At 34.8% G+C, this 5457-nt stretch carries 4 protein-coding genes and 1 pseudogene; 2 read left to right on the top strand and 3 right to left on the bottom strand.

Translation table 11 applies throughout. The features are described from left to right. Positions 1-171: 171 nt before the first annotated feature. Positions 172-942, bottom strand: a complete 771-nt coding sequence (locus QNJ50_RS28450) for a DUF928 domain-containing protein (RefSeq protein WP_300642568.1) — start codon at positions 940-942, stop codon at positions 172-174. Between the two features lie 419 nt (positions 943-1361). Here QNJ50_RS28450 and QNJ50_RS28445 point away from each other — a divergent pair, with 419 nt between their 5' ends. Beyond that, positions 1362-3596, top strand: coding sequence for an adenylate/guanylate cyclase domain-containing protein (locus QNJ50_RS28445; protein WP_300642565.1), 2235 nt, complete (start codon positions 1362-1364; stop codon positions 3594-3596). 75 nt (positions 3597-3671) lie between these two features. Here the strand turns inward: QNJ50_RS28445 and QNJ50_RS28440 are convergent. Beyond that, positions 3672-3776: pseudogene (locus QNJ50_RS28440) on the bottom strand (IS1 family transposase); the annotation flags it as partial. Between the two features lie 642 nt (positions 3777-4418). Here QNJ50_RS28440 and QNJ50_RS28435 point away from each other — a divergent pair. Then, positions 4419-4694 carry an RNA-binding protein gene (locus QNJ50_RS28435; protein ID WP_300642563.1) on the top strand — a complete coding sequence of 92 codons (276 nt, stop codon included), beginning with the start codon at positions 4419-4421 and terminating at the stop codon, positions 4692-4694. Positions 4695-5180: 486 nt separating this feature from the next. Here the strand turns inward: QNJ50_RS28435 and QNJ50_RS28430 are convergent, their stop codons facing one another. Further along, positions 5181-5360: a hypothetical protein gene (locus QNJ50_RS28430; RefSeq protein WP_300642560.1), complete on the bottom strand. Its 180-nt coding sequence runs from the start codon at positions 5358-5360 to the stop codon at positions 5181-5183. Between the last annotated feature and the right edge of the window lie 97 nt (positions 5361-5457).

Here is a 5457-nt window from a genome sequence, read left to right as displayed (position 1 = left end):
CAGCAATTCTCATTTTGAAAATTTCATGCAAACTATTGATAAAATTTACTAATAATTTGTCTTGAAAACCCTTTAGTCCGGTTCCATTTGCTTCCATTTTTTTTCGGGTTAAACGATTATTGGTCAAAATGAGAATTGCTGCACTCAAATACTTTAGGCATAATCTTAACCTTAAATTTTACAAATATTATTTAGAGGTTCTGAAACTACCTTATTCAAGCCAACAGAAATTAATAATTTCTTCCAATTCAACATAATATTTGAATCAGAAGGAAAACTGCAGCGTTGTTGAGCTACATTAGTAATCGCCTCATGCCAAATACCAGCTTCTGCATAAACTTTTGAGTGGTATTTTGGTGCTAAATTATTTAACTTTATTCGTAAAGCTAGACTAGGCTTAGCTCGTTCTACCCAACCCTCAATAGTTATATCTTCATCTGTTTCTTCCGAACTGCAATTTACTGAAAGGTACCAATGATATAGCTTATCTACCTTTAATCCTGGAGCTTCAGAAGGAAGAGTAAATGCAAAAATACCCGGTTTTTTGGGAAGGTCCAAATTTGTTTCGTAAACTAAATTATCGTCATCATCTAATAATAAAAATTCAGCTTTTTCTGCATCGGATCTAGATATATGCCAAAAAAATGTAGGGTGTTCGTTAACGGTTAATCCCAATTTTTGTTTGGGCATTAAAGACGTTAAATAACCTTCTTTCTCCTTACAACCACCACGGGTTGCACCTCCAGCAGTAGCCGGAGGTGTTCCTCGATTTGGTGTTTTAAAGACCTGACTAATTTTCCATATCCGAACTTTCTGTGTGTCTACCTGCATTTCTACAAACTCTGTTTGGGAATGAGCTTGCACTGAAAGTGCTGAAACAATGGAAAATGTTACGGATACGGGGATCGCTACAGTATATAGATTTTTTTTCATCCAATTCATTGGCAAACCTCTTATAAATTAATATTATTTGCCGATTCAAATTTATATTTTTGTTAACTTGTTAAGGTAATGCTTGTGGGCTCTACCTTTCATTTTTAGTGTTCCCATAGTTAAATTGAAATTTTCAATTTCCGCTTATTTTCTCATAAAGAGCATTTAAGTTACTTCACAGAGTTCTGTCTATTCGTAATTCAATTAAGTCTTCTTAAACCACAAGTGTTCCAGCTTTTCTTAGTACCATTCGCCTCAAACCCTTAACATACAAATATTACAGCATATATTTCTTTTGTTAAGAAAGATGCAATGAAAGCATAGCAGTTTTTACTGAATATTTTTTAAACGAGTGAACATAAAATTAAATAAATATGGTGTCTTATCGAAATCATTCAAAGACGCTTATAATCAGGAATATTTATTTTATGTGGAGCTTATTAAAAAGCAAAATTTGGCTGTGGCGTAACGTATTAATTACTGCTCCTACCGCCACATTCATTGTAATGGCGATACGTCTTAGTGGATTGCTGCAAATTTTGGAATTAGCAGCATTGGATCAACTTTTTATGTTGCGACCATACGAAAGCCGAGATGAGCGTATTGTTATTGTCGAAATTGATGAAGATGCTGTACGCAAACTGGGACATCCAATTCCTGATGGAGTGCTAGCTAAAATTTTAGAGAATCTCAAGCAACATAAACCGCGTGCAATAGGACTTGATATTTATCGAGATTTACCAGTAGGTAAAGGTAATAAATCTTTGGTGAAAGTATTTGAATCCACACCAAATCTTATTGGGATACAAAAAGTAGTTGCAAGTATAGATTCTTCTGCGGTTAATCCACCACCAGCATTGAAAAAACGCAACCAAGTAGGTGCAAATGATTTTCCTATAGATAGAGATGGTAAAATTCGCCGCAATTTATTTTATTTAGCAGATAAAAATGGTGATAACATATTCAGCTTTTCATTTAAACTTGCTTATCTTTACCTCAATGATATTGGTGTTGAAGTTGGTCAGACAGAAGATTTTTTGATCAAAGTTGGTAAAGTTATATTTCCACCTTTTGAAGGAAACGATGGTGGTTACGTTAATACCCCAGACCAAGGTTATCAGGTTTTAATAAATTACCGTGGAGATATAGATAAGTTTCGCAGAATATCTTTGATAAATGTTTTAGAGAATCGTATTAATCAAGATTCAATACGCGGACGTATTGTTATCATAGGTTCAACAGCTTCAAGCCTAAAAGATTTATTTTATACTCCTTATCGCGATAGTGTTTTTTCTGCTCCCAGACGGATGGGGGGAGTTACTATTCACGCTAACGCCGTAAGTCAAATACTAAGTGCTGAGTTAGACAATCGTCCTCTGATTAAAACTTGGAATCAAGTACTTGAATGGCTATGGGTATATGTCTGGTCATTACTTGGAGCAATACTAATATGGTTACTCAGATCTAACAAAGGAAAAATAATATCTCCGAGCAGTATTTTATTAGCAGCTTCTTGTTTGTTTGCAATTAGTTATTTTTCTTTTATATATGGTTGGTGGATTCCATTTGTACCACCAATACTGGGATTAGTAGGTTCTGCGGTTGGTGTAACGGCTTATCTCGCCCAAAGTGCTGGTAAGATTCGTCAAACCTTTGGACGCTATTTGAATGACGAAGTAGTTGCTAATTTACTTGAAAGTCCTGAAGGGCTAAAACTCGGAGGTCAACGTCGCAATATTACAATCTTTACTTCTGACTTGCGAGGTTTTACTGCAACTTCGGAACGATTACCAGCAGAGGAAGTAATCAAAATTATTAATCTATACCTGGGATACATGGCAGATATAATTACTGAGTACCAAGGAACGATTGATGAGTTTATGGGAGATGGTATTCTGGTACTTTTTGGCGCACCTACAGCCAGAGAGGATGATGCAATCAGAGCAATTGCTTGTGCTGTAGCTATGCAACAAGCAATGGAACCAGTGAATCAAAAAATGAAAGAAATGGGATTACCCAAGTTAGAAATGGGTATCGGAATCAATACTGGAGAGGTTGTGGTTGGAAATATTGGTTCAGAGAAACGTACTAAATATGGGATTGTCGGTAAGCAAGTTAATTTAACTTATCGGATTGAATCTTATACTATTGGCGGACAAATTTTTATTTCTGAATCGACTTTTAAACAGGTCGAACCAATTGTAAAAATTATTGGAGAGCGAGAAGTCAAACCAAAAGGAGTTCAAAAGCCGATAACTATTTATGAAGTCGGTGGTATTGCTGGAGATTACAATCTTTATTTGAAGAAAGAAGAAGAGATATTTTCCCCCTTAGTGGAAGCAATTCCTCTTGAATATTCAGTTTTAGATGGTAAAGATATTAGTAAAATTCTTCAAACTGGGCAATTAACTCAACTTTCAGAAAATGCTGCTTTAGTTACCATAAACTCAGATGAAGCTATTTCCATACCTAAACCATTAACAAATATGAAAATAAATTTATTGGTAACCATAAATTATGCAGAAAAAAGTAGAGATATCTATGCCAAAGTTTTAGAAAAATCTGCAGAAAAAAATAATTTTTATATTCATTTCACAAATAAACCACCTGAAGTTGGCGAGTATCTCGATTCAATTTATAAGTCTATTAAAAATAATAAGTGAGTTTGAGTTTTATTTTCTTCAAATAGATACGTCCAAAATATGGTGGTAATGATTCTCATGTAGTGGAACCTGATATTAACTATTAGCAAATTGGTCATTATAATGGTGGATAAAATACCAAATTGCTCCAATATGATTGTTGAGTTTTTTGGAAAAAGATAAACTTTTATGCACCTGTTTTTATGGATCTGAATACGTCTGCTTGGTTGTGTCTATAAAAAATGCGTCTACCCCTGGTAAATAGTAATATTTAAAAGTAATATTTAAAATAACCCAATCATGTTGCGTCTACTCCATTTGATGAAAATTTGTGATTCAAGTTGTGCTTACTTTTCAATAATGTTCACAGAAGCGATAAGTGGATTTTATTGATTGTTCGTGGCGCATTAGCGGCGAGAGACGCACCTGCGGTGTTTGCACGCATCCTGCGGATGTTCGCCCTTTGGGCGCGTCCAAACACGTAGTGCGTCCAAACGCGTTAGCGCGTCCTGCGTGACGTTAGTCATTACCTACGGTTATCCGCACTACCTGTTCAGCTTGCTGCGTTAAAACGCTACGCTAGCCCCGCGCGTCTCGAAAGGTATCTCCCTTGGGCAGAATAGACCCATGTGATTGTTCTGTTTAAAGTCCCCGGATTACTCCCGAATTATCCAAATGCGTACTGGGGAATTATTTTTTAAGAACCGATATTTTTCTAAATAACTATTTATAAAAGGGGTAGACGCAGGAGCTTGATATTAAGTTGAGTAGAAGTTTCAAAAGTTAATTGAAGGTTTGAGTGGTGGATTATTAAAGGCAATTTACAAAACTTGCGTAGGGAATTTGTCTTATGAAGTAAGACAAGAGGATTTAGCAGAAGTTTTCGCAGAATATGGAACAGTAAAAAGTATTCAGTTACCAAAAGACAGAGAAACAGGGAGAGTAAGAGGTTTTGCTTTTGTAGAAATGGAAACAGATGAACAAGAGTTAGCAGCAATAGAAAACCTGGACGGTGCAGAGTGGATGGGTCGGGATATCAAGGTAAATAAGGCAAGACCGAGAGAAAATAGAAATTCAGGTGGTAGAGGTCGCTCTGGGGGATACTCTGGGGGTAACTAGATATTTTTAAGAAGTATTAATAGTTAGCAGTAATGAGTGAATAACTAAATAGGTAGGGTTGCAGATGGGTTGGTTATGACCTATAAATAATTGAACCTTATGGATTCAGGATTTATCGAACGCGCTATCTGTAATACTGCCAATTTGAGAAATGATAAAAATAATTTGTTCAAATGAAACAATAAAATTTTCAGTGAAAGAATTGTTAAAAATTGAAAACAATAAAATATCAATAAAATTATATTTTGAAAAGGCGATAAAGACGATAATTCCAAATAGTGAATATTTGGATTCAATAAATAACGTACAAAACTTAGGAAGTCTTTTAAGAGTTTTTCAAGAAAAAGATTATGAAATCAATAGAGAATTTGATTTGAAAAACTGTATGTTATGGACTTGTAAAAAATAATCATGTTTGGATGAATGGGAGGAGGTGTTGCAAAAGTGTTGGTATTGACTTAAATTAAGATTCCAAACTCATATTTATTAAACAATATTTTCTCCAGATACAATATTTGAATCATGATAATCAAAGTAATCAGGATTTAAGATAGAAGTGAGGGAGACCATCATGGCTAGAAAATCATTAGGGTTTAAGGAACTGCTTGCACAAGAAAGAGCATCGCAACTTACATCTTGCACCAATAAAAATTGATGTATTCTCATTACTCAGTATTAAGCATGAACGCTTAACTTAGCCCTAAAAATCAAGTAAAAGAATGTAGCTTTATTGCGGCGATTTTAAGGTTTTCGTGGTTTATAC

Source organism: Mastigocoleus sp. MO_188.B34 (assembly GCF_030065675.1).
GTDB lineage: Bacteria > Cyanobacteriota > Cyanobacteriia > Cyanobacteriales > Nostocaceae > Mastigocoleus.
The sequence above is the reverse complement of the archived record's forward strand: the minus strand, read 5'-3'. Positions and strand labels throughout refer to the sequence as shown.

Bases quoted from the DNA above. Each gene is read 5' to 3' on its own strand.
- QNJ50_RS28450 (WP_300642568.1), bottom strand. From the start codon at position 942: ATGAATTGGATGAAAAAAAATCTATATACTGTAGCGATCCCCGTATCC.
- QNJ50_RS28430 (WP_300642560.1), bottom strand. From the start codon at position 5,360: ATGAGAATACATCAATTTTTATTGGTGCAAGATGTAAGTTGCGATGCT.
- QNJ50_RS28445 (WP_300642565.1), top strand. From the start codon at position 1,362: ATGTGGAGCTTATTAAAAAGCAAAATTTGGCTGTGGCGTAACGTATTA.